Origin of the sequence: Paraburkholderia sp. GAS206C, from assembly GCF_050435645.1 — a bacterium.
Lineage (GTDB): Bacteria > Pseudomonadota > Gammaproteobacteria > Burkholderiales > Burkholderiaceae > Paraburkholderia > Paraburkholderia phenazinium_B.
This window is the reverse complement of the sequence record NZ_JBNDKR010000008.1, coordinates 514,901-535,220: the sequence shown is the minus strand read 5'-3', so window position 1 is coordinate 535,220 and position 20,320 is coordinate 514,901. Positions and strand designations below refer to the sequence as shown.

The window sequence follows — 20,320 nt, the reverse complement described above, 5'->3', positions numbered from 1 at the left end:
CGAGCCACGGCGCGGATCAGATTGCCATCGACAAGCGCTTCGCCCACGAACGTTGGTGCACCCGTGCCGTCGAAAATCTTCACATTGGTAAAAAGCTGCGGATTCATCATTTGCCTCTCTCCATAAAGTGGCTATCCAGTCGCAGTCGCTGGACGGCCTTTAGTTTTTACAGGCTAGCACGCCTTAGAAGAGCCAGGTATTGGTCGTACACCTGGAGTTCACGCGTGGGTCCGGAAAAAATAGACTATCTGATAAGAGAGTGCCAGTGGAATCACAGGAGCGCGTGAAAACACCAAGGAGGCCTGGAGAAATCCGGCCACTGAACCGGATTGCCGAGCACGCGCCTGGCGGCACAACCGAGCAGGCAACGGACGCGGAGCGAGATAGCTCTCTAGCCGGCTTATGATTGATGTCGGAAAGCGGATCGCACTTGGTTTACCGTTTATTTCGTCAAATTAGAATGGCCAGAGCGGCATCCCTGTTATGACGAAATGGCATATGTTGGACTGTACGATACGTTTCGCCGCTCGTGGATCGGGACAAATGGTGGGTATAACTAACAAGTGCGCCACCGACTTTACCGACGGTTAGGTCGGTCGACAACGTTAAGGGGGCGTAACGCACACGCTATTCTCTGGAGAAACCAGCATGGTTTTGGATACGGGTGCGCCACACAAAATAAGACAGTTCGACTGAAATGGGTGTTCTGTTCCTTGTTTTTGCGCGTATACAGACCGCCTCAGACGTTCCTGCTATAAGCGGGTCGAGGTGTGAGTCAGTTTCGTTAGACCACAGCGTTCGCAGAAAAAGTAGATGAAAGTGTGCTGCTCGGCAAAGCCGTGTCAGGCCAATTCCGCTCACATAAAATTCTGATTGTCCGTTGGCTCTGGTCGAGCACATCATTGTCCACTTCGGCTCATGCTTCTGTTAACTTTTTGCGACGGGCAATTTTTTTCGGTACTCCGGAAGGGGGCGTCACGTTATCGTCCATCACGCGATAACCAGATCATTCATCCACCCGGAGAAACAGATGAAACGAACAGCGCTTTCGACACTCTCGCTGACACTGTTGACTGCTGCAGGCGCAGCACATGCACAAAGCAGCGTCACGCTATACGGCACCATCGATACGTCGATTACCTTCATTCATAACGCGAACGCAGCCGGCCAAAATCAGTGGTCCGTCGGCAACGCGAGTAACGGGGATCTCTCCGGCAGCCGCTGGGGTTTGAAGGGTCAGGAAGACCTGGGCGGTGGTCTGAAGGCGATCTTCCAGTTGGAAAACGGGTTTAACCCGAGCACGGGGCAACTTGCGCAGGGTGGCCGGGAATTTGGTCGCCAGGCATTTGTGGGTTTGACCTCAGGCCAATTTGGCACGTTCACGTTGGGCCGCCAATATGACCCACTCGTTGACCTTGTGCAGGGCATTACTGAGGATAACTATTTCGGCAGCGGGTTTGCAACCGCAGGTGACGTCGACAACTACGATAACAGTTCCCGTACCAACAACGCGATCAAATACCTGTCGCCGGTGTACTCTGGACTGCAGGTCGAGGGCATGTATGCGTTCGGTGGCGTCGCGGGACAGACGGGCTCGGGCCAGACCTGGTCGGCCGCTGCGGCGTATAACAACGGCCCGATCTCAGTGGCGGCGGGTTACTTTGTGGCAAACAATCCGTCTGTGGGTGGCCTCGTGCGACCCTCGACAACAAGTGGCTCCGGCTGGGGCGGGTCATCTGACGGCACCTTCGACGGCTCGCTGATCAATCTGGGCTTGCAGAGCGCGAAGTCCATCAACATTGCCCGGGTCGCGGCGCAGTATGTGGCGGGGCCGTTCACGTTCGGTGCGGCTTATAGCAACGCACAGTACAAGTCGGATGGACAATCGGCATTCTCGTCGACTGAGAAATTCAACACAGGGCAGGGCTTCCTCAACTATCAAGCCACCAAGGCAATCCTGTTGGGTGTGGCTTACAGCTATACGAAGTCGAGCGGCGACACGGGCGCGACCTACCATCAAGTCAACATTGGCGCTGACTACAACTTGTCCACGCGCACTGACCTATATTTGATAGGCGCATGGCAACACGCCAGCGGAGAAACACTTAGCGCAAGCGGCACCGCCGTGGTGGCTGCGCAGGCGTCCGTGGGCTCGTATGGCTACGGTGGCACCAACACACAGGAAGTGGTTAGCGTCGGACTACGCCATAAGTTCTGATGATGCCCCGGATGCGGCGCTCGCAACGAAAGAGCAGCGCGTGACAGAAAAAAGCCGGTCGTGAGCATGCGCTGACGACCGGCTTTTTTTCAGCGCGCCTGCAGCGAATACCCACGCGGGAATGAGAGCTATCTGCACGCCCAAAATACGCGTTACCTGAATCCCTGAATCTGAAGCAGTCCGATGTGAAGCCGCGCTTTCGGCCATGTTGCCGAGGGCGGAAAAGGAATGCGCTTCATGTTGGTGGAAAGCCGACAGGAGTATGCGAAAGATCGAACTCGCGTCTCAAAAAGCCCAGCTCGAGGCTTAGCTATGCCATACCGTTATGGAAGGTATGACGTGACGGCGGTCCTAATCCGATGAAAGAAGAATGAGAATGCTGGAACACTGTATTTGATTCAGTTCTAGCGAAAGGGGGGCACTATGTTTTCCGTGATTGGAGTCACCGGCCAGGTAGGAGGCGTTGCTGCCCGACTGCTTCTGGCAAACGGATACGACGTTCGCGCCGTTGTTCGAAATCCGGACCATACGCCGACGTTGCGGGAGCAGGGATACGAGGTTTCGGTTGCCAATTTGCGCGATACGCAAGCGTTGGCGCTGGCGTTCCAGGGAGCGGAAGGCGTTTTTGTGATGTTGCCCCTGAATTTCGATCCTTCTTCGGATTTTTCGGAAGCGCGCGAAATCGCCTCGTCTTTGCACGACGCGATTGTCACCGCGCAACCTCGCAAGGTCGTCTGCCTGTCGACCATTGGGGCTCAGGTGTCTCAACCTAACCTGCTCACGCAGGTTCGCTATCTGGAAGAAGCGCTTGGCAATCTCCAGATGCCAGTCGCGTTCGTGCGTGCTGCGTGGTTCATGGAGAACGCCTTATGTGATGTTGAGCCTGCGTGTGAAAGCGGGGAGATTCCCACCTTTTTTCAGCCGCTTGGCCAGACCATTCCCATGGTGGCAACGGCCGACATCGGACGCGTGGTTTCAGAGACGCTCACAGAAGAGTGGGACGGTATTCGGATCATAGAACTTGAAGGTGATAGGCGTATTAGCCCGAATGACATCGCCCGGACCTTTGATCGACTGCTCGGACGCGAAGTCCGGCCGAAGCTGGTTCCCCGGGACGCATGGGAGGCAGTGTTCCGCACGCAAGGCATGAAGAATCCTGGGCCGCGCATGCAAATGCTCGATGGCTTCAACGAAGGCTGGCTGAAGTTCGAGGGCCGTCGGACCGAAACGCGAATTGGGCGTGTACCTTTAGATGTCGTATTGCGCGAGCTTATTCGAAACGCGTGCTAATCCAGCTTCTGTGTCAGTAAGGCGCAACAGGCTCGGAGCGCCCGACGGCTCCTTACGACTCAACGCCTATCGACACGATGCTGATCTGCCGAAAACCTTTTACTTGTAGTCAGGATTCCGATGGATACTTTAGAAAACATGCGGATGTTCGTGCGAGTTACGGAAACCGGCAGCTTCACGAAGGCCGCGAATCTTGCGTCTGTGTCGACAGCACACGTTTCACGTGCAATCACGGACCTTGAATCGCATCTGCACACACGACTGCTGCAAAGAACAACGCGGCGGGTCACGCTTACCGGTGCTGGCGAACGCTATCTACAACGCTGCGAGCACATTCTGGCCCATGTTGAGCTCGCAGAGACCGAGGCGGCAGGCGCGGGCACCCGCCCCTCCGGCAAGTTAAAGGTTCACGCAACAGCCAGTGTCGGTCAACACCATCTGGCGCGGCTCATCGCACGCTATAGCAAACGGTTTCCGGAGGTACTGATCGAGCTGGTCCTCTCGCAGAACGTGCCCAATATCGTTAACGAAGGTATTGACGTGTCCGTGGTGATGACGCGAGATCTTGTGGATTCGAACTTGGTGTCCCAACGCATTGGAAGCGTGCAAACGATTCTGTGCGCCTCTCCACAATACCTGTCGAGGCGCGGCACTCCGGCTCGTCTTGCGGACCTGAGCCAACACACATGCCTGCAATTGATGTTGCCGGATGTGCCTCCCGGAGAATGGCAATTTGAGGATGTAAGCGAGCCGGTTTTTTGTCACATGCGGCCTGCACCGCTCACCGTCAATGTCGCCGAAGCGCTGGTCGAGACGATACGTGAGGGGATGGGAATCGGACCTTTGCCGATTTCTGTCGCGCTGCCGGGCTTACGCGATGGGAGCCTTGTTCGCGTCTTGCCTGAGCACCGCCTGCGAGAGTGCAACATCTATGCGATATATGCGTCGAGACGCTACCTCGACGCCAAGATCAGAACCTTCGTCGAGTTCGCGCGAGACCAGGTGCCGCTGGCGCTGGCTGACGAGAATCGGGAGCTCCTGTCGTCGGAGAACACTCCGCTGGCTCAACCCGTAATCTAGTTGATAGCGTGCGGGCACTGTTCGGCGTAGACCGCCGCCGTGCCACGACGGCATTGGAACGGCATAACCGCATGGCTAGGAACAATCAACAGACGATCAATGAGTTTCTGCTGTACACACTCAATTTGAAACTGACGAATCGCGCGTGGTCATGGGACGCGTACGGCGAGGATGTGGTCGTATTGAAGTTGTGGGCGATGCAACGGGAAAAATTGCCGGACGGCACCGATCGAATCGAGGTGTGGAGTCCGCCGCCGTGGCGCAAACTAGTGAAGATCGCTCGCAATGAGCGACGGCTAAACATCGACAGGCTGAACGAGGGTGGTACTACGTACGCAATCCTGCGTGGTGGTGACGGTTCCGACGAACGCGAGGCGTGGGACTACGATGCAGACCGTCTGTACAAGTTGAGCCGGGTGGTTGTCGATCACGATGGCCACGAATACGCGATCGTGGACTGCGCCATATCGATCGACGAGTTCCTGATTCGCCGAGCGCAACTGCGGTGGCTCTCCCGGACGTAGCGATAGGATTCGCCGACACCTACGGTTCGCGCGGCGCAAAAATCAGACGACGGTTTCTTGAGAAGACTATCCATGCCATGTCGGCATTGTAGACATGACACGATGTTGGTCCTAATGCGCTGAGGGAACTGATCGACAAGCTGACGGAGCGGTACGTCATTCGCCCGCCTGATCACCGATCGCCAGCATGCCGGTTGTAGATGATTTGCGCGGTGATGCGATGCTACGACGTTATGACAGACATGACCTGCCGTACGTAGACGTCTTGGCTACGACTGCCGAAAATATCATCAAGTTCAGCGAGTGCAAATAGCCAGAGGGCGAAGCCCGATGTAACTGGATATTTACGGAATGACGCTACGTTGAACTGATTAAGGAAATGCTCGTCGAGGAAATGCAGTTAATAACTTCTGCGATGCAGCTTTTTTTCGCTCATTCAAGTTTTCGTTGATACACAGGAGCATGAAAATGATCGTCAACATTCGCAATCTGGTTATTGGTTTCGCGGTGGTTCTGCCCATTCTTGCGAGCGCTCAGGAAAATAGCACTCCCGTCACGCGTGAGCAAGTACGTGCTGAACTGGTGGCCCTCGAAAAAGCTGGTTATCATCCGGGCAAGCCCAGCCCTTACTACCCGGCAGACATTCAGGCCGCCGAGGCCAAGGTCCGCGCGAGCAACGCAGCGGGTGGAAATCCGCAGACCTCCTATGGTGGTGTAACCAGCGCGAACTCGGAGTCTGGGGAGCAGGGGACCGGTACGCCTTGAACCAGCACGCTGCTTTCGCAGCGTGGAGCAGCCATGTGGGACGCGTGTCGGTAAGCCCTCGGAATTTTGAGGTTCGTCCTCTAGCTTGCCTGGGGCAGGTCGGACGGTGTCTGACTTACGCGAAATTCCGCATGGCTGGTCAAACTCCATCGGCGCAGGCTCCACTTTGCTAAGCGCCGTCATTGAAAGTCATGGGAATCGGGGAAGTGTATGCAATGTAACCGATTCAACGATGTCGCCGGCCATTGGAACGTTTGGCATTTCTGGTTCAACCGAGCTTACCTCTCTGTGATGACGTTTGATTGCTTTTCGTGGACCTTGGCGTGGAGCTCGCTGGCATCTGCCGAAAGTAGAAGTCGTGCCTGGAAGGCTATGTCGATCATCCATGTCCGTATTCGGACAGCCTACATGACGTGCCATTTTGCCGGTGGTGGAGGTGGCGTGGTATTCGGGTGGGTCTGGGGTCAATGGGGCTGGACAGGGATCTGCGCTGCCGGGGTCTCGATTCTGGCTATTCAATTGGCTTGGCGGCTGCTGCCGCTGCAAACATCTGGTCGACATGTCAAAAATCGTTGACGAACTCGTTGTCGATGCGCAAATCGATGAGCTCGAAAGACTCTGCCTCCCTCTCTTTGATAGATGGTGCGAGAGAAAAAGCGTACTACCACTTGCTTACCTCATGAGTGCGTGGCCGATCATTTCCCTGAGTCGATTGTTACATGCTCTCCGGGCACTTCTACAATATCATCCGCAGACGCTAACGCCTGATGAGTATCAAGTTGTCGCGCAGATATTAAGGATGGGTGTCCATAGCGTCGAAGAGGATGCAGAACACCTCGTGGCATGACGACCCATTCGATAAAATTTGCACTACTGCATTGAGATATCAAGCTGCGCGAAATTGAATCCGTAGTTCGGTCCTTCGAGCGGTCGGACGTCTGGCGTGCAGTTTGCGGAAAGTTCCAGGACCGGGGAAGCAGTGACATAGCAGAGATTGATGATAAATATAGGATTCCATATAAATATCAATGACAGAGTTGGATTCTAGGATACGCGATACGACGCTCTGATAAGCATGCGATCTGACACGCTCGTAGAATTTGTTCATAGGATTTGCTGTCCCAGGTTGTTTAAAGACGGTTCATAAAACTCGGGACAGTTCCTTCCTCGAAAAGATAGAGCCAGGAGACGGCGTCATGTTAGCCACACGCGAGAGCCAGGAACAATCTCAGGTCGTTAGTCAGGATATGAGCGAGAGGGCGCGGTCGAATACCGTCGCAATCTGCCGAACCTGCCCTAGGGACCAGCCGCACAGCGGTGCGGTGGGATTGTCCCTGTATAACGAAGTCAAAGAAAGGTTGACCGGCCAGGGCGTAACCGTAATGATGGTCCATTGCCTCGGCAGTTGTCGGAAGCCCTGTGCCGCTGCGCTTGACGCGCCGGAAAAGCCGCGCGTCCGCTTGTCGGGTCTGAAGGTTAACGACGCTGCGGATCTGATCAGCGCTGCTCTGGAATACCAACAGACGGCATCAGACGACGTGAGCGTTACGACACTGCCGGCGGCGTTGCAGGGACACGTAAGTGCGATCTCGCCGAAGCGAAGAAAAGGTACTGCATAAAAGCGGCTTTCCTCTTGGAAGAAGGAGATTTAAATGAGCAAGGGATATTGGGTGTCGGCCTATCGTGAAACGAAGGACCAGGCCAGGCTGGCGACGTACGCCCAATTGGCGGTACCCGCTGTGGAGGCTGCCGGCGGCAGAGTGATCGCACGTGGAGTGGCTGACGAAGTCCGTGAGCACGGTTTGAAGGAGCGAACCGTTGTGATTGAGTTTCCGTCCTATGAGCAGGCCGTTGCCGCATACGAAAGCGACGCGTACCGGAAGGCGCTTGAAGCCTTGGGCGACGCCGTCGTGCGCGATTTCCGGATCATTCGCGGCGTGGAATGACGTGCAGGGCGCGGTGAATGGCGAACTGTGTCTTGACTTCAGCACCTCAGGACAATCGCATCACCTCGGCTTTCATGGTTTATTGGCTCTCGCAGCAGTTCGATAAATGCTCGCAATGCCGCTGATACATTACGCCGATCCGGATAGTACAGACACAAGCTGGCTGAACTGACGGTCCAGTCCTTTAGCACAGCTACGAGCCGCCCCGTCGCGAGTTCATCCGCTACGGGGGCTTCCCACAGATACGCGACGCCCGCACCTGCAATCGCAGCATCACGCATCAGCGTGGGCTCGTCTAGCGTCAGATTTCCTGGTACGTCGAGCGAGAGTTTCTCGCCCCGTCGCTCGAACTCCCAACGGGACAGCTTGCCGCTTGGCCAGCGCGCTCGTATGCATTGATGCGACATCAGATCCTTTGGCGTGCGCGGCTTCTTGCGTTGCGCAAAATATGATGGCGAGCCGACGACGGAAAATTTCAATGCACCGCCAAACGGCACAGCGATCATGTCGCGTGGCACATCATCTGCGGCACGGATGCCAGCATCAAAGCCTCTACCTACGATATCGACGAAGTGCGCTTCCGTGGCGATGTCGACGCTCATCTCGGGGAACCGGCGCAGATATTCCAGCACGACTGGAACGAGGATAGCGCGCGCAGCCCCAACCGCGCAGTTCAGTCGCAAGGTGCCTGTCGGCATTGCACGATGATTGTTGACGGCGGCCATCGCCTGCTGGATTTCGGACAGGGCGGGACCGACGGTTGCGATGAACTGCTTGCCAGGTTCCGTGAGCGCGACGCTGCGGGTCGTCCGGTTGAATATCCGCACACCCAGCCGATTTTCGAGTTGCACGATCGCACGGCTCAACGCTGTCGACGACATGCCTAGTTCACGTGCCGCCGCACGAAAGCCACCGAGCCGCGCGACGGCGAGCACGACTTCCAGTTCGATCAAGCCTGATTTGAGCATTGTCCCGATTTACGGATCAAGTCGTGTAAGTTTATCCCTCTTATCGGCCCGGATGCAATCGACTACGCTGGGACACGTGACCATTTGATCGAGGCATTCATGTACAGCATTGAACACATCTATATCGACGGCCAGTTTGTGCAGCCAAATGGTCAGGAGTGGTTCGACCTCCACAACCCTTCGACAGGTGACGTAATCGGCCGGGTGCGTCTTGCCGACGTGCAAGACACGAAAGATGCGATAGCCGCCGCGCGCCGTGCATTTCCGGCGTTCGCGCGTACGACCAGAGAGCAGCGTATTGCGTGGCTCAAGCGTCTGTATGAGGCCATGCTCGCGAATGTCGATCGCCTCGCCGCTGCGACAATCGAGGAATATGGCGCGCCCTCGACGCGTGCAAAGTGGGGAGCACGTTACGCCGCCGAGTCCTTTCTGCACGCTGCGCAGACGCTGGAGGAGTATTCGTTCACGCGGAGGATTGGGTCGGCGGAAGTGGTGATGGAACCGGTAGGCGTCGCTGCGCTAATTACGCCTTGGAACGCGAACGCCGGCTTTATCTGCAACAAGCTGGCAACGGCGATTGCCGCGGGCTGCACGGTGGTCATCAAACCAAGCGAAATGAGCGCGCTCCAGACGCAGATTGTCACCGAAGCCCTGCACGAGGCGGGTCTGCCAGCCGGCGTGTTCAACATTGTGACGGGACGGGGCGACATTGTGGGTTCGGAACTGAGTGTGAACCCGAACATCGCGAAGATCTCCTTTACGGGGTCGACTGCGGTCGGCAAATCGATCTTGCGCGCCGGCGCCGACACGATGAAGCGGGTGACGCTTGAACTTGGCGGTAAGTCGCCGACACTGATTCTTGACGACGCCAATCTCGAGACAGCGGTACCCGTCGCCGTCACTTCCGGATTCCAGAATAGCGGCCAGGCGTGTATTGCGGGTACACGCATTCTTGTACCTGAGGATCGTCTTCAGGATGTCATCCGGCTGGTGAAGGAAGCCGTGTCAGCGGTAAAGGTCGGTCACTTGAACGATGCCGATTCGGCAATCGGACCCATGGTCAGCCAGCGACAATATGAACGGGTGCAGGGATATATCCGGCGCGGTGTCGAAGAAGGCGCGACGCTCGTAATTGGCGGAGAAGGTCATCCGGACGGGCTGGCCGGCTACTATGTAAAACCCACGGTGTTCGCGAACGTGACGAACGGCATGAGCATTGCGCGTGAAGAAATTTTCGGGCCAGTGCTGTGCATTCTCACCTATCGCAGTGAGGAAGAAGCGATCGAGATCGCGAACGACACTGTCTACGGGTTGCACGCGTACGTGATTTCAGCGGACATCGAACGGGCCCGTGCTGTGGCGTCCAGGCTCGAAGCCGGCCGCGTGAGCATAAACGGCGCGCCACATGAACCGCTCGCACCTTTCGGCGGTTACAAGCAATCCGGCATCGGTCGGGAATACGGGACATTCGGGCTCGAGGCGTTTCTTGAGACGAAGGCCGTTCTCGGTGCAATCGTATTGGAGCCGCAATGAAGGACGCCATGGAACGGGGTCTTGCCGTATTCGAGCAACTACGTGGTGCTGAGCGAGCGCGGAACATGGCGGACTCGATGACTGATGGGAAATTCGGTGCATCGATGGCGGCCCTGTCAATAGATTTTGTGTTCGGAAGCGTATGGGCGCGTGAGGGCCTTGATCGTCGTGCACGCTCTCTCGTTACGCTCGGTATTCTGATTGCGCTACGCCAACGCGACGAACTGAAGAATCATGTTCGCATCGCGTTGACTAACGGTTTGAGCATGGGCGAAATCGAGGAAGTGATGATTCAGGCGTCTGTATATGCCGGGTTTCCGGCGGCGCACACTGCCAGCAATGCCGCAGCGGAGGTGCTCGAAGCGCTGGAAATCGAGCGAGGCAGTGCGGTGAATGGGCGATGATATTTCCAGTCCAGCGCCACCCCGCGGAAAATACCGTGCTGGTTACGGGAATGCCGGAGGCGCTCAATCGTGCAATCCAATCAGGAAAAACATGAGAAGCATAAGCAAAGCCGTGGCAGCGGTGACGCTCGGATTGACAGCAACGCTCACGGCAACTGCGGACGCGACGCCCAAACTTGCCACTGAACAGACGATCGGCCATATCGAACCGGTATTCGAGTTCTACGGTGCCATGCCCACCGGTGTAACGAAAGCGCCAGACGGTCGCCTGTTTGTCAACTTTCCACGTTGGGGAGACGACGTGCCGTTTACCGTCGGCGAGATCGTCGGTAAGCGGATCGTGCCTTATCCGGACGCACAGACGAATCGCGCGGATCCCGCGCATCCTGCCGATAGCCTGATTAGCGTTCAAAGCGTCGTTGCCGACTCGCAGAACCGGCTGTGGATTCTGGACACGGCGTCGCCGAAATTGGCGGCACCGATCCAGGGCGGCGCCAAACTGGTCGCCGTCGACCTTGCTACCAACAAGGTGGTCAGGACGATTCTCCTTCCGCCGAACGCGTTGTTGCCGACAACGTACCTGAACGACGTGCGTTTCGATTTCCGGTTCGGTGCGCAAGGCATTGCCTATGTTACCGACTCGTCGCCGCATGGGCCAGGTGGAATCATTGTTGTGGATCTGGCAAGCGGCGAGGCGTGGCGCAAACTATCAGGGGACCCTTCGACCAGCGCCGATGCGGCGTTCGTTCCAGTGGTGGAGGGCGAAGAGATGGCAACCGACGGTCCTGACGGAGAACGCCGGCCGCTACATGGTGCGGCAGATGGCATTGCGTTGTCAGCCGACGGAGCGACGCTGTACTACTCACCGTTGTCCAGCCGCCATCTGTATTCGGTGCCGACTGCGCTGCTGCGCGATCGCAATGCCAGCCCCGCGGCGGTAGCGGCAGCTGTGCGGGATCTGGGCGAGAAGGGCGCATCCGATGGTCTTGAAGCAGATGCGAGCGGCGCTATCTATGCCGGCGATTATGAACACGACAGCATTCGCCGGCGGCGTCCAGACGGTGAGTGGCAAACCATTGCACACGATCCGCGCATTCTGTGGCCGGATACTTTGTCGGTCGGGAACGACGGCTATCTGTACTTCACGGCGAACCAGTTGCCTCGGCAGGCTTCATTTCATCATGGTCACGATTTGCGCAAGAAGCCTTATACGTTGTTCCGCATCAGGATCGACGCAAAGCCTGTGACGCTCGCTCCGAATCCGGTTTGAATTCCTCATACGCTTAGCATGGGTTACTCATGATGCCAACCAGATGCCGCCGAATGATTCCGGTGATATGCCCTTTGCGACTCGGCTCGAGCATTCCAACCCGACGGGAATAGATGCCGTCAGGCACAGGGAACACGCGTAGCGCAGGGTCTTTGTGCCAACCGGAATGTGCGAGCATCGGTACGATGGCAACACCCACCCCCTGCCTGACCAGTTCGCTGATCCCCAGAATCGAGTCTAGCTCCAGAATCTGCCGTGGTCTTGTGCCCACCCGACGCAATAGTCGCTCTATCTGCGCGCCGGTTGCCGTAGCCCTGTCATAGCGAATGAACGGGGATGTTTCCAACAGGCTATCAAAGTCGTCCTTGCGACGGATCTGTCCACGATTTGCAAGCAGGACGAGTGGCTCATCATACAAGTGAGTCCATCCGATACCGCGAAAGGGCCGGCGACTGTCTTCAATAACAACCGCGGCGTCCAGCTCGCCCGACCCTACCCGAACGATCAGATCGCTCGATCGTCCGGTCGCCAAAGTAACCTCGAGTGCGGGATGAACCTGCGCAACCTCGACCAGGCATTTCGAAAGCAACCCCATCCCGGAGACGATCGCGCCTATCGAAACGTGCCCGGCAACATTGTTTTCAGTTTTGTCGCCTGCAACGATCCCTTCATAGTCGGCCAGCAACTGCCTGACTTGCGGAAGCAACTGGTAAGCCTCTGGGCGCAGCGTGATTGAGCGCTTCTCCCGACTGAACAAAGGCCGGCCGAGTTCGCTCTCCAGTGCACGCATCTGCTGGCCGACAGCGGCGTGCGTCAGCGCGACACGTTCAGCCGCGGCAGCGAAGCTTCCATGTTCGGCAATCGCAACGAAGGTTCTGAGGAACCTCAATGTGCTCATGGGTATCTCCCTTCGATCAACGGACTCTGCGTTTTCAGCAACACCTGATTGGAAAGAAATTGTTTAATTCAAATAAAGTAAATTTAGCTTTTTTTTTGAATTGATCAATACGATACTCTCCGCATCAGCAAAAGGGAAACGTCATGGATACCTCTGACACAACAAAAACGTCTGCATCGGCATCGCGCTCGGATCGCATGTACAACTTCGGGAACACCACCGTCTATTCGCATACGAAGGATCCGCGCTTCGCTTATACCCTTTACGTGCCGAAGAGCATTCTCGATCCTGAGTCTATTATTGACCTCATCGTCGTCGTTCATGGGTCGAACCGCAGAATGGAGGGCTTCAGAGATCGTTTTTCCGAGTTCGCGGAGTCGCACAACTGTGTCGTTCTGAGTCCTCTGTTTCCCGCCAACGTTTGCGGCGACGACAATCGTGACGGGTATAAGCAGCTACGCGAAGGAACGATCCGCTACGACCAGTTGCTGCTGGACATGATCGCCGAGATCGAGAAGAAGTATCAACGCAGATGGGAGACATTTGGGCTCTTTGGATTTTCGGGCGGTGGCCAGTTTGCCAACCGGTTTTGCCTGCTGCATCCTGGGAGGCTATGGGCCGCATCGATCGGCGCGCCTGGCTCGGTCACGCTGCTTGATCCGACCCGTGACTGGTGGACTGGCACGCGAGACGTCGAGTCCCATTTCGGGAAAAAGATCGATGTGGAGGCGTTGAGAAAAGTCCCGATTCACATGGTGGTCGGAAAAGCCGATATCGAGACCTGGGAGATTACCCATCAACCGGACGGCGCGCACTATATGCCCGGCGCGAACGACGCGGGCCGTACGCGTCCCGAGAGACTGAAGTCGCTCAAGAACAGCTTTGAGTTGCATGGGATCAACGTTGCGCTGGAAGAAGTCGAGAACGCCACGCATCGATCCGCAGAGGTGATTCCGGCAGTCCAGGCATTCTTCGCGCGTGTACTCGCCAGCAAGCGGGGACCTCATCCTGCCTCAATTGCCTGATCTTAATGTCCAGACTGACCACTCTTTGCCGGATTGGGGCCGCCGTCGTCGCTATTGTGCTTCCCGTCTTCGCGAAAGCGGAAACGCAGCGCACGCTTTCGTCGACCGCGATCGGGACACCTGAAATCCGCGTCGCGGAGGGCACCGACACACCTACCTCGATGCCAGGCAATATCGCACGCAATACCATGACCGACAATGTTCTGGCCAACGTTGTCGAGTCGCTGGTAGCGCTACGTGCCGATCTCAGCATTGGCCCGATGCTCGCGGACAGTTGGGACATCTCTTCAGATGCTCGGACCTACACATTTCATCTCCGGCATGGCGTGGTGTTTCACGACGGCTCGCCATTCACGTCAAGCGCGGTCAAGTGGAGCTTCGACTTCCTGATGAGGCCAGAAAATGGATTCATGTGCCGTGGCAACTACGACGGGCATCGAGGTGCCAAGGTCGTCGGCGTGCGGACGCCCGATGCCTATACCGTGGTGTTCGAACTGGACAGAGCGAACGAACTGTTCCTCAAAGACATGGTCGACACGCACTGTCAGTTGGCAATCCTTAGCCCATCAAGCGTCGACAGCTCCGGTCATTGGCTTCGCCCCGTCGCAACAGGTCCGTACATATTTGCGGACTGGAGACACGGACAGTACATTCTGCTGAAGCGATTTGCGCAATATCGCCCGAGAGGCGAACCGCCGAGTGGTCTTGCGGGCGCGAAGGTCGCGTACGACGACGCTCGATTTGTCGTCATCCCGGACGAGGCGGCACAAAAGGTTGCGGTCGTCGCCGGGCAGGTCGACATGATGTCGGTGAGCGGAGACGGGCTCGTCGGGAGCGACCCCAGATGGCGTGTCATCGTGGGCCCCAGTGCCGATCCCGTCGAGTTACTGATGCAAAGCCAGGACCCAACGCTTGCAGACGCGCGGGTTCGTCGTGCAATCGCGCTTGCACTGGATCTTCCCGCCATTGTGAATGCCGTTACCGATGGTCGTGCGCACTACAGTCCATCACTGGTACCGGAGACGAGTGGTGTGTTCGGGCCCGGCGACCGGGTCGGGTTCTCGCAAAATATTGGGGAAGCGAAGCGTTTGCTTGCAGAGGCGGGCTATCACGGACAGACGTTGAAGATCGAGACGAATCATCGCTTTCCGTTTATGTTTTCACTGGCGGTTTACGTTCAGTCACTGCTGAGAAAAGCAGGCATCTCGACAGAACTCGACGTGGTCGACTGGGGCAAGCAGGTTGCCGATTTTCGTGCCGGACATTTTCAGATCATGTCGTTCGCTTACTCGGCAAGAACCGACCCGGCGATGATGTTCAGCGATATATTGGGGGACAAAGCCAAGACGCCGATGGCACAGTGGAACAATCCAGAAGCACTCAAGCTTCTGCAGAGCCTGCGCGGCGTGACTGATGCGTCTGCGCGCGGACAGACGTTTGAGCAGTTGCATAAAATGATGATCGCCGATGTACCGATGATCGTTTTGTACGACACGCCGGACCTGCGAATCGTCAGCAATCGACTTGAAGGCGTCACGTCGTGGCCGATGCGCCGTACACGCGTCTTCAACGTCGTCAAACATTGAGTACGCATCTGCCGGCGCACCTTCCCGCTTAAACAGGTGCGAGACCTTCTTGCATTGCCGTTAGCACACCGACGCAAAGGAAAGCGGGCCCTACGCATCCAGGCCTTCGAGGCCTGGGAAAGTGTGAGTACTTTCAGGCCGGACGGCAGGTCGCTCAGGGACGTGTATAAAGTGAACCCAGGCCGATCACGGCGGTGGGACTGCCCGATGCCTCGGAGCCGTTCTGCACACCACCGAAACTGCTTTCGACGTTAGCAGAGGTGTTGCGCTGTGCGCTGATCTTGGCCTCGGCGGCCTGAATGTCGTCCGGATAGTGAGGATCATTGGCGCGGCTCGGCATGTAGCCGGCCTTTTCGAGCTGAACTAGTTCGGCGCGCACTTGGGCACGGGTTACGGTGGAGGAGGTTTCCTGGGCATGGCTGGCGATCGGAAAGACGAGCACAGCCGCGACGACCAGGGTGATTTGGCGGAAGTTCATGGCAAATTTCCTTTACGCGGGTTAAGAAAGGAACGGATCGTTCGGAATAGATTCTGGACAAAAATAGATCAAACTTGAATAACATCGAAGTCATCTAATAGATGCCGGATTGTCATTGAACGAATCGCCAGGATGCGTAAGCCGGTGCTACCGGCACGTATTGCAGCTAACGTCTGCGAGTGGCTACTCGCCATACGGCGGGCCGCACGGCGGATCTGAACAAGCGGAAGCGCGTCGTCCGGCTTGCAAGATGCCTGACGCTAGCCAATGTCCGCTGTCAGCAGGTCGATGAATGCCCGCATCTTGGCCGACACCAGTCGGCGCGACGGGTAATAGACATAGAGCGGTAGCTGTTCCTGAGCCCATTCCGGAAACAGTTCGACCAGGCTGCCGTCGCCGAGCCATTGGTGCGCCCCGAGTTCCATCGTCTGTGTGATACCCAGACCAGCGGCACAAGCGCTCAGCTTTGTCGCGAGATCATTGACGATCAACCGTCCCGATACGGGCACAGTTAGCACTTCGCCATTGCGATGGAACTCCCACGGAAATGGCCGACCGGTCGACGAATCCCGGAATAACAGGCATTCGTATCGACCGTCGGCGAGCTCGAGCGGATGCGCGGGTCGACCGTGCCGCGCGAGATAGGCGGCCGAACTGCAGGTCAGGATGCGGGTACTCAGAAGCGGGCGTGCCACGAGCGATGACGCTTCAGGTACGCCAAAGCGTACCGCCGCGTCGAAACCCTCCGCGACCAGATCCCCGAGCCTGTCACGAATCGCCAGCTCGACGTGGAGCGATGGTTGCGCTGACAGAAACTTCTCGAGTTTGGGCGCCAGTATGAAGCGGGCAAACCAGGGGTCTACATTGACGCGCAGTCGTCCCCGAACGTTGACGGATGAGCCTGCCGTCTCGGTCGCTGCGTCCTCCATTTCGGCTAGCAGCGGCGCGACGCGCTCGTAGAAGCGCTGTCCCTCGTCGGTGAGCTTGACCGCGCGGGACGTGCGGTCGAATAGCCGTATTCCAATGCGCTGTTCCATCCGGGCCACCGCGCGGCTGACCGCAGAGGCGGTTACACCGAGTGCTTCTGCGGCGTGCACGAAGCTGCCGCTCTCGACGACTGCGGCGAGAACGCCAATACCATTCAACAGACGTGTATCGAAGGCCATAGTGATCAATGAATTTGTGTCACGGTGATTTTGACACGGATGCGCTTTTTGAATCAGATGAGGAACCCTATACTCGGCGGCGTCGAACTACAGCAGGAGCCGGCTATGCAGATCAAAGGGGTAACCGCGCTAGTGAGCGGTGCCAATCGTGGGCTGGGGCGTGCCTTCACGCAAGTACTCCTTCAGGCTGGAGCGGTAAAGGTCTATGCCGGCGCGAGAGATCCCTCGAAAATCACTGATCCCGGTGTGGTTCCAGTTGCACTTGACATCACAGATCCCAACACTGTCACCGCAGCGGCCCGGCAATGTAGCGATGTAACGCTGCTGATTAACAATGCGGGTGTTATGCGGATGAGCCCGTTCATCGCCGCGCCGTCAATCGAGGCTGCGCGAGAAGAAATGATGACAAATTACTTCGGAACACTGAACATGTGCCGTGCGTTTTCGCCGGTGCTCGGTAATAACGGTGGCGGGGCGCTGGTCAATATGCTTTCGGTCGTCAGCTGGTTTACGCATCCGATGAACGGTTCCTACTGTGCATCGAAGGCAGCTGAACGCGCGCTGACAGACGGGCTGCGCCTGGAGCTGGCGGCACAGGGCACGCTGGTCGTGGGTGTCTATGCGAGCTTTATCGATACGGATATGGCGGCGTCCTTGGGCGTTTCTAAAACAAGCGCGGATGATATCGCACGTAGCGCGATTGCGGGCGTTGCCAGTAACCAGCGCGAAGTGTGTGCCGACGCGCGTAGCGCCGAGATCAAGGCCATGCTCGCGCGCGATGCCGACGCATTTTATGCGGGCCTGGCGCGACCGTCGTAATCGACGCACGTAATTGGGGGTAGCCAAGCTTGCCTGTCTGGTTCCACTTTCCTGGCTGACATTGTAGTCACGATGGCAGCACTTTTCGACAATCCTTCGTAGGGTGACACATGTTTTCGGTTCTCGGAATAACCGGTAAGGTCGGCGGAGCAGTGGCCCGATCGCTTCTTGCCACAGGCCAGCCAGTTCGCGCGATCGTGCGCAGTCAGGAAAAGGGATCCGCCTGGGCGGAGCGTGGATGTGAGGTGTGTGTCGCCGACATGGACGATCAGAAGTCACTGGTCACCGCGTTCCACGGCTCAAGAGGGGTCTTTGTCATGCTGCCGTCGAATTTCGATCAGGCAGACGGATTTCCCGAGACGGTCAGGATGGTGACGTCCATTCGCCGTGCGCTCGAGGAGACACTCCCTCAGAGGGTGGTCTGTCTGTCAACCATCGGTGCGCGGGCGACACAGTCAAACTTGCTGAGCAAGCTTGGGATCATGGAACGGAGCCTCATCGCGCTCCCGGTATCCGTCACGTTTTTGCGTGCCGCATGGTTCATGGAGAATGCGGCGCGCGACATTCAGACGGCCATGACAACCGGAACGATTGCCAGCTTTCTGCAGCCGCTCGACAAGCCGGTACCGATGGTTTCCACTGAGGACATCGGACAGGTCGCGGCGGAACTGCTCCAACAGGACGACGCGATACAGCGTGTTGTGCAGCTTGAAGGACCGCAACGGGTGACGCCGACCGAAATCGCGATTGCGCTCGGCAAGTTGCTCGCACGGCCGGTGCGCGCGGAGGTGGTACCAAGGCAGACGTGGGCCGACCTGTTCCGCTCGCAGGGCGCGTCCAATCCCGAACCACGTATACGCATGCTCGATGGCTTCAACGAAGGATGGATCGAGTTCGACGGCGACAAGTCTGCGATACGGAAGGGTTCTATCACGATCGATCGGGCACTCGAACGTCTGATACAGCGAATGTCGCAATAGAGTGGTCATGGTAGACCCATGATTTTTCTTGCGTCCATGCGATCCGTTGCCACCGTTGCTGTTCAGGATTCTGTCTATGCTCAAGGAAGCGCACGTGGTCCGGCAACTGGTACCGTTTTCTGCGGTAGCGTTTCTGGGCTTTCTCGCGGTTGGTCTTCCGTTACCCGTGCTGTCGCTCTATGTGCATGAAAGACTAGGTTTCGGCACGCTTGTTGTCGGCGGCGTAATTGGTCTGCAGTCACTCGCTACGCTTCTGACGCGCCAGTATGCCGGTCGGCTGTCGGATACCCGTGGCCCGAAGCTGACCTCGCTGGTGGGGCTCCTTTTCGCGTCCTTAGCGGGTTTGTTTTATCTGCTCGCCGCTGTCCTGGTTCAGCACCCGGGGGAGAGTCTCGCGCTACTTTGCCTTGGGCGTTTGCTTCTCGGTTTGGCAGAAAGCCTTTTCATTACCGCGTTGGCTGCGTGGAGTATCGGTCGTGTCGGTTCGGAATATGCAGGTCGGGCGATGGCGTGGTCAGGCATCGCGATGTACGCAGCACTGGCTGTCGGCGCGCCGCTGGGGTTGGCAATCTATCGTGCCGCTGGCTTCGGTGCTGTCGCGGCTTGCGCGGTCCTTGCCCCACTTCTTGGCGCAGCGGCTGCAAGCACATGGCAAGCCTTCGCCGTCGAACGCATCGCCCAGCGTACTTCCTTCTTACGCGTGTTGCGCATGATATGGGTACCCGGACTCGGCATGGCACTGGCGTCCTCCGGCGTAGGCACGATAAGCGCGTTTTTACCGCTACGCTACAGCATGGCGGCGTGGCCTCATGCGGGTTTCGCGCTTGCGGCCTTTGGCGCTGCCTATATTGTGATGCGTCTCGTCCTGGGTGGCCTTCCTGACCGGCTGGGTGGGTATCAAACGGGTCTTGCTTCACTCTTTGCAGAGACCATCGGGCTTGGACTGATCGGCTGGGCAAGTGACCCCTTGATCGCGCTGGCTGGAGCCACTATCACCGGGCTGGGTTACTCGCTTGTCTTTCCCTCTCTCGGCGTTGAGGCAATGAGGCGCGTGCCCGGCGAAAACCGCGGTCTCGCGATAGGTGCCTATCTTGCGTGCTTCGATCTGGGGCTCGCGATTGCGGGTCCCGGTGCCGGTGCGGTCGCACGATCCTACGGCATACCCTCTGCGTTTGCGGCAGCTACGGCAACCGCTCTCTCGGCGTTGTTACTGATCTGTGTTGACTGGCGATGGCTGAGAAAGTCCGGGCCGATCGGAGGTCGGATTTAACATAATGGGCGCGATGAAATGCGCTTGCCAGCTAATGGCGCACTCGTGCAGTCGTCGCTGTGAAAGCGGAACTCAATATCGTACATGGCACCAGACTGAC

19 protein-coding genes are annotated in these 20,320 nt (G+C 57.4%); 15 read left to right on the top strand and 4 right to left on the bottom strand.

Features of this window, described 5'->3' with window-relative positions; genetic code table 11:
* Positions 1-1,030: 1,030 nt before the first annotated feature.
* The 7 genes from P3T20_RS24560 (at position 1,031) to P3T20_RS24530 (ending at position 7,823) form a co-directional block, all read left to right on the top strand.
* Entirely contained in the window at positions 1,031-2,218 is a 1,188-nt protein-coding gene (locus P3T20_RS24560; protein WP_074267579.1) for a porin, read from the top strand.
* Between the two features lie 423 nt (positions 2,219-2,641).
* Positions 2,642-3,508, top strand: coding sequence for an NmrA family NAD(P)-binding protein (locus P3T20_RS24555; protein WP_429288113.1), 867 nt, complete (start codon positions 2,642-2,644; stop codon positions 3,506-3,508).
* A gap of 120 nt (positions 3,509-3,628) precedes the next feature.
* Positions 3,629-4,588: a LysR family transcriptional regulator gene (locus tag P3T20_RS24550; protein ID WP_074267581.1), complete on the top strand. Its 960-nt coding sequence runs from the start codon at positions 3,629-3,631 to the stop codon at positions 4,586-4,588.
* A gap of 71 nt (positions 4,589-4,659) precedes the next feature.
* Positions 4,660-5,112, top strand: coding sequence for a hypothetical protein (locus P3T20_RS24545; protein ID WP_074267582.1), 453 nt, complete (start codon positions 4,660-4,662; stop codon positions 5,110-5,112).
* Between the two features lie 462 nt (positions 5,113-5,574).
* A complete protein-coding gene (locus tag P3T20_RS24540; protein ID WP_074296351.1) occupies positions 5,575-5,877 on the top strand; it encodes a DUF4148 domain-containing protein in 303 nt (100 codons plus the stop codon).
* A gap of 1,196 nt (positions 5,878-7,073) precedes the next feature.
* Entirely contained in the window at positions 7,074-7,496 is a 423-nt protein-coding gene (locus P3T20_RS24535) for a DUF1636 family protein (RefSeq protein WP_074267584.1), read from the top strand.
* A gap of 33 nt (positions 7,497-7,529) precedes the next feature.
* Positions 7,530-7,823 carry a DUF1330 domain-containing protein gene (locus tag P3T20_RS24530; protein WP_074267585.1) on the top strand — a complete coding sequence of 98 codons (294 nt, stop codon included), beginning with the start codon at positions 7,530-7,532 and terminating at the stop codon, positions 7,821-7,823.
* 38 nt (positions 7,824-7,861) lie between these two features.
* Here P3T20_RS24530 and P3T20_RS24525 read toward each other — a convergent pair whose 3' ends face one another.
* A complete protein-coding gene (locus P3T20_RS24525) occupies positions 7,862-8,791 on the bottom strand; it encodes a LysR family transcriptional regulator (RefSeq protein ID WP_429288112.1) in 930 nt (309 codons plus the stop codon).
* Between the two features lie 99 nt (positions 8,792-8,890).
* Between P3T20_RS24525 and P3T20_RS24520 the strand changes: the two genes are divergently transcribed.
* The 3 genes from P3T20_RS24520 (at position 8,891) to P3T20_RS24510 (ending at position 11,998) form a co-directional block, all read left to right on the top strand.
* Positions 8,891-10,324: an aldehyde dehydrogenase family protein gene (locus P3T20_RS24520; protein WP_074267587.1), complete on the top strand. Its 1,434-nt coding sequence runs from the start codon at positions 8,891-8,893 to the stop codon at positions 10,322-10,324.
* Positions 10,321-10,728 carry a carboxymuconolactone decarboxylase family protein gene (locus P3T20_RS24515; RefSeq protein ID WP_074267588.1) on the top strand — a complete coding sequence of 136 codons (408 nt, stop codon included), beginning with the start codon at positions 10,321-10,323 and terminating at the stop codon, positions 10,726-10,728. The genes P3T20_RS24520 and P3T20_RS24515 overlap by 4 nt, the downstream gene beginning before the upstream one ends.
* Before the next feature lie 91 nt (positions 10,729-10,819).
* Positions 10,820-11,998 carry an L-dopachrome tautomerase-related protein gene (locus tag P3T20_RS24510; protein ID WP_074267589.1) on the top strand — a complete coding sequence of 393 codons (1,179 nt, stop codon included), beginning with the start codon at positions 10,820-10,822 and terminating at the stop codon, positions 11,996-11,998.
* 13 nt (positions 11,999-12,011) lie between these two features.
* On the opposite strand, the gene P3T20_RS24505 is transcribed toward P3T20_RS24510, so the two are convergent.
* Positions 12,012-12,896 carry a LysR substrate-binding domain-containing protein gene (locus tag P3T20_RS24505; protein WP_074267590.1) on the bottom strand — a complete coding sequence of 295 codons (885 nt, stop codon included), beginning with the start codon at positions 12,894-12,896 and terminating at the stop codon, positions 12,012-12,014.
* A 143-nt stretch (positions 12,897-13,039) separates the two neighbouring features.
* Between P3T20_RS24505 and P3T20_RS24500 the strand changes: the two genes are divergently transcribed.
* Together P3T20_RS24500 and P3T20_RS24495 are read left to right on the top strand one after the other, a co-directional pair.
* Positions 13,040-13,921, top strand: a complete 882-nt coding sequence (locus P3T20_RS24500) for a hydrolase (RefSeq protein ID WP_074267591.1) — start codon at positions 13,040-13,042, stop codon at positions 13,919-13,921.
* A gap of 5 nt (positions 13,922-13,926) precedes the next feature.
* On the top strand, positions 13,927-15,507 hold the full coding sequence (locus P3T20_RS24495) for an ABC transporter substrate-binding protein (RefSeq protein WP_074267592.1): 1,581 nt from the start codon (positions 13,927-13,929) through the stop codon (positions 15,505-15,507).
* A 154-nt stretch (positions 15,508-15,661) separates the two neighbouring features.
* On the opposite strand, the gene P3T20_RS24490 is transcribed toward P3T20_RS24495, so the two are convergent.
* Both P3T20_RS24490 and P3T20_RS24485 read right to left on the bottom strand, forming a co-directional pair.
* Positions 15,662-15,985, bottom strand: coding sequence for a DUF4148 domain-containing protein (locus P3T20_RS24490; RefSeq protein WP_074267593.1), 324 nt, complete (start codon positions 15,983-15,985; stop codon positions 15,662-15,664).
* 260 nt (positions 15,986-16,245) lie between these two features.
* The gene (locus P3T20_RS24485; protein WP_074267594.1) at positions 16,246-17,151 is read right to left on the bottom strand and encodes a LysR family transcriptional regulator; all 906 of its coding nucleotides are present in this window, start codon (positions 17,149-17,151) and stop codon (positions 16,246-16,248) included.
* Between the two features lie 105 nt (positions 17,152-17,256).
* Here P3T20_RS24485 and P3T20_RS24480 point away from each other — a divergent pair, with 105 nt between their 5' ends.
* From P3T20_RS24480 to P3T20_RS24470, 3 genes are all read left to right on the top strand, one after another.
* Positions 17,257-17,970: an SDR family oxidoreductase gene (locus tag P3T20_RS24480; RefSeq protein ID WP_074267595.1), complete on the top strand. Its 714-nt coding sequence runs from the start codon at positions 17,257-17,259 to the stop codon at positions 17,968-17,970.
* 110 nt (positions 17,971-18,080) lie between these two features.
* Positions 18,081-18,950 (top strand): NmrA family NAD(P)-binding protein, encoded by an 870-nt coding sequence (locus tag P3T20_RS24475; protein ID WP_074267596.1) that lies wholly within the window; start codon positions 18,081-18,083, stop codon positions 18,948-18,950.
* Positions 18,951-19,026: 76 nt separating this feature from the next.
* Positions 19,027-20,220 carry an MFS transporter gene (locus P3T20_RS24470; protein ID WP_074267597.1) on the top strand — a complete coding sequence of 398 codons (1,194 nt, stop codon included), beginning with the start codon at positions 19,027-19,029 and terminating at the stop codon, positions 20,218-20,220.
* The last annotated feature ends 100 nt before the right edge of the window (positions 20,221-20,320 follow it).